Here is a 3,362-nt window from a genome sequence, read left to right as displayed (position 1 = left end):
GGGCCGGGCCTGCCGGCGCGAGGAAGCCCCGAGGCCTCCCCGCGATCGGCCGCCAGCTTGTCCCCCTCCCGCCGCCGCGTTCTCCGCACGGCCCTGACCGCGATGGTCGGCAGCGTCGTTCCTAGCGTCATCGATCTGAATGAGGCCCGAACGATGGCGCAGGAGCGGCAAGCGGTGACGGACGGGCCGACCACCTTCGCCACGGTGTCCGCGATGGCCGAGCGGCTGGCCGGCGCGCCCTACGTCGCGCCGCCCGAGGACCTGCCGGGCGCCCTCGCCGGGCTGACCTACGACCAGTACCGCGCCATCGTCTTCCGCCCGGCGGCGGCCCTGCGCCTCGGGCGGCACTTCAGCGCGCAGCTGTTCCACCGCGGCTTCCTGCAGCGCAAACGCTGCGCGCTGTACCTGCAGCCGAAGGCCGGCCCGGCCCAGGCGGTCGCCTACGAGCCCGGCCTGTTCGAGCTGGGCCGGGCGCTCGACGGCCAGAGCTTCCCGACGACGCTCGGCTTTGCCGGCTTCCGACTGCACTTCGCCGCCACCGAGACCCCGCCCGGCCGCCCGCGCGGCTTCCAGGAGGAGTTCCTGGTGTTCCTCGGCGCGTCGTACTTCCGCCTGCGCGGCGAGGGCCAGGAATACGGGCTCTCGGCGCGCGGCGCGGCGATCGGCACCGGCTCGGCCGCGGGCGAGGAGTTTCCCGACTTCACCGCCCACTGGATCTGCGAGCCGGAGGACGATGCGAAGACGATCACCGTGCTCTCGCTCCTCGACAGCCCGAGCCTGTCCGGCGCCTACCGCTTCGAGATCACGCCGGGCGACCCGGCGCACATCCAGGTCACCGCCGCGCTCCACCCGCGGAAGGACATTCCCCAGCTCGGGCTGGCCCCGCTCACCAGCATGTTCCTGCACGGCCAGAACGGGCCGGGCGCGCGCGGCGCCAGGCCCTTCGACGACTTCCGGCCGCAGGTGCACGATTCCGACGGGCTGGTGGTGCGCTCCGGCGCCGACCGGCTGTGGCGCCCGCTGGTCAACGGCCGCCCGAGCCCGCAGATCTCCGCCTTCCGCGCGGCGCCGCTCTCCGGCTTCGGGCTGATGCAGCGCGAGCGGACCTTTGCCGCCTACCTCGACGTCGAGGCGCGGCAGGAGGCCCGGCCCGGCCTGTGGGTCGAGCCCGCCGCCCCCGCGACGAAGCCCGAGATGGTCGCGGCCGGCGCCTCGCCGCGGGCCGGCGACGCGTTCGCGGCCGGCCAGGTGCAGCTGTTCGAGATCCCCTCGGTCGAGGAGTACATGGACAACATCGTGGCGGCCTTCGTGCCGGACGCGCCCGTCCGCCCCGGCCACCCGATCGCGCTCGCCTACGGGCTCACCACGGTGGGAGCCGAGCCGGTGCCGGCGCTGCCCGGCACCCTCTCCCGCGTGATCTCGACCCGCATCGGCTCGCCCGACCGCCTGCGCCCGGTCGACCCGCCGATCCCCGGCCGGCGGCTGTACTGCATCGACTTCGCGGGGCCGGACCTGCCGCAGGGCGCCCTCGACGCCGAGGGGGCGGGCGTCGCCGCGATCGTCTCGGCCAGCGCCGGCACGATGCACGATCCCGTCGCCGCGCCGGTGCCGCAGACCGGGGGCTGGCGCATCTACGTCGAGTGGCGCCCCCCCGCCGCGATGCCCCCGGGCGACGTGGTGCTGCGTGCCCACCTCACCCGGGCCGGGCGCCGCATCAGCGAGACCTGGGACGCGGCGGCGTAGGCGCGCGCGGGCGGGCGAACCCCGGAAAGGCCTCCCTTCGCCCTCGCTTCACCGGAGGCGGGCCCTCCCGACCTCGGCGGGCGCGCCCGGAGCGCGGGCAGGCCCCGGATCCGTGCGGGGCCGGGGGGAGGCGCGGCCGCCCGCGCCTCGGCATCGGTGTTCACCCCAGGTTGCCCTCGGCGCGCCGACCCGTCAAACCTTGACGTCTCGTCGCGACAACGTTCGGCGGATGGGGACCGACGCGGGGGAGGAAGGGCGGAGCCAGCGTGGACGGGGACGATTCCGAAGGGCCGCCGCGCCGCCGCCGCCGCCACCTGCCGGGTGCCGAGCGCGAGCGGCAGATCGTCGAGGCGGCGACCCGCTTCTTCGCCGAGCAGGGCTTCGGCGGCCAGACCCGCGAGCTCGCCGCGCGGATGGGCATCACCCACTCGGCGATCTTCCGCTACTTCCCCACCAAGGAGGCGCTGATCGAGCGGGTCTACGACCGGGTCTTCGTCGCGCGCTGGAACCCGGATTGGGGCCCGATGGTGCGGGACCGCAGCCATCCGCTGGAGGCGCGGCTGGTGCGGTTCTACCAAGAATACGCCGCCCGGATCTTCGACTACGAATGGGTGCGGATCTTCGTCTTCGCCGGCCTGCGCTCGGTCGACATCACCCCGCGCTACCTCGCCATCCTGCGCGAGGCGCTGATCCTGCCCGTCTGCGCCGAGTTGCGGGTCGAATTCGGCCTCGCGCCGCCCGAGGTGCTGCCGTTCCAGGAGCGCGAGATCGAGGCGGTCTGGGCGCTGCACGGCAAGGTGTTCTACATCGCGGTGCGCAAGTACGTGTACAACCTGCCGACCCCCGACGACGTCGGCCCGATCCTCGCCGACGACGTGCTCGTGTTCATGCGCGGCGCGCCGACGCTGTTCCGGGCGATCCACGCGGACGCGGCAGCGCTGCGCGGGTCGGCGGAGCCGGGCTGACACAGGTTCGAACGGATCGTTCGCATCGCCGACTCGGCCCCCTCTCCCGTTCGGGAGAGGGGACCCGCGCCGCCTCCGGCAGAAGCGGGGATCCGCGAACCCGACCACGCTGGCGAAGCGGCGCGATCGCATCGTCCCTACCGGAACGCCGCCCGGTCACGGCGCGCGCGCTTCGCGAAGCGTCCATTCTCCGGATACGCGGCGTCGAACTCCGCATCGAATGCCTTCGCGATCAGATCGGCGAAGGCGATTTGCACGTGACTGGGTCGCGCTCTCATCGGCCGGCATGCGTTGTACGGGTTTCCTCGAAACCGGCACAACAGAACCGCAGGGTCCGAACCTCGTGGCCGGGGTGTGGACGCGGCCCCGAGGCGAAGGTGCCGGGCGGCCGATGGACGACCGCTCTCGGGGGACATCGACGGCCGTCCGCAGGCACGGCATGGGCCGGATGCAGGCCATCGTCATGAAGGCCATCCGCCGCCATCTCACGCCGTGCGGTCCCCCGTCCCGAGCTCGCCGCGGTCCCGGTGGCACGCCACCTCATGCTCCGGCCCCACCGAGCGGCGCAGCGGAAGCTCGGTGCGGCAGACGGCGATCGCGGCCGGGCAGCGCGGGTGGAACGGGCAGCCGGGCGGGGGCGCGAGCGGGGACGGA

At 74.2% G+C, this 3,362-nt stretch carries 2 protein-coding genes; both read left to right on the top strand.

What is annotated here, in order from left to right; translation table 11 throughout:
- The first annotated feature begins 153 nt into the window (after positions 1 to 153).
- Positions 154 to 1,743: a glucan biosynthesis protein gene (locus FV230_RS26260; RefSeq protein ID WP_281408333.1), complete on the top strand. Its 1,590-nt coding sequence runs from the start codon at positions 154 to 156 to the stop codon at positions 1,741 to 1,743.
- A 266-nt stretch (positions 1,744 to 2,009) separates the two neighbouring features.
- Positions 2,010 to 2,708 (top strand): TetR/AcrR family transcriptional regulator, encoded by a 699-nt coding sequence (locus FV230_RS26255; RefSeq protein WP_147844474.1) that lies wholly within the window; start codon positions 2,010 to 2,012, stop codon positions 2,706 to 2,708.
- Positions 2,709 to 3,362 lie beyond the last annotated feature (654 nt).

Source organism: Methylobacterium sp. WL6, assembly GCF_008040095.1.
Lineage (GTDB): Bacteria > Pseudomonadota > Alphaproteobacteria > Rhizobiales > Beijerinckiaceae > Methylobacterium.
The sequence above is the reverse complement of the archived record's forward strand: the minus strand, read 5'-3'. Positions and strand labels throughout refer to the sequence as shown.